This window comes from Planctomonas deserti (assembly GCF_003067705.1).
GTDB lineage: Bacteria > Actinomycetota > Actinomycetes > Actinomycetales > Microbacteriaceae > Planctomonas > Planctomonas deserti.
In genome coordinates this window covers 1-573 of sequence record NZ_QANL01000145.1, presented here as the reverse complement: position 1 = coordinate 573, position 573 = coordinate 1, and the positions used below count along the sequence as shown (strand labels likewise).

Annotated in this window: 1 protein-coding gene; it reads left to right on the top strand. The window is 64.2% G+C overall.

The window, feature by feature from the left end; translation table 11 throughout:
- On the top strand, positions 1 to 339 hold a 339-nt coding region (locus DAI20_RS19995; RefSeq protein ID WP_168927711.1), incomplete at its 5' end, for a peptidyl-tRNA hydrolase.
- Between the last annotated feature and the right edge of the window lie 234 nt (positions 340 to 573).

Sequence of the window (573 nt, the reverse complement as noted above, 5' to 3'; positions counted from 1 at the left end):
CGGTTCTGGAAGATCGAGTCGGAAGAAACCCTGCTGGCCCACGACGAACTGGACCTGGCGCCCGGCGTGGCGCGGCTGAAGTTCGACGGTGGCCACGGCGGCCAGAACGGCCTGCGTGACACCATGCGCCTGCTTGGCCACGGCAAGTTCCACCGCCTGCGCGTGGGCATCGGCCATCCCGGCCACAAGGACCGCGTGGTGGGTTGGGTACTGGGCCGCCCGTCGAAGGACGACGACGTGTTGATCGCGCGCGCCATCGACGATGCGATCGACGTGATGCCGCTGGCGGTACAGGGCGATTTCAGCGAAGCGATGAAGCGGCTGCACACCCCGAAATAACCGGTAGGTACCGACCGTTGGCCGGTACGGAGTCAACCAGGCCGGTAGGTGCCGATCGTTGGTCGGTACGGAGTCAACCAGACCGGTAGGTACCGACCGTTGGTCGGTACGGAGAATGATTGGAAAAGCAGCGCCCACGTCGCTGTTTCCCCAATCACTTTCACCCCAGAGAGCTGTCACCCATGGGTATCAAATGCGGCATCGTCGGCCTGCCCAACGTCGGCAAGTCGACCC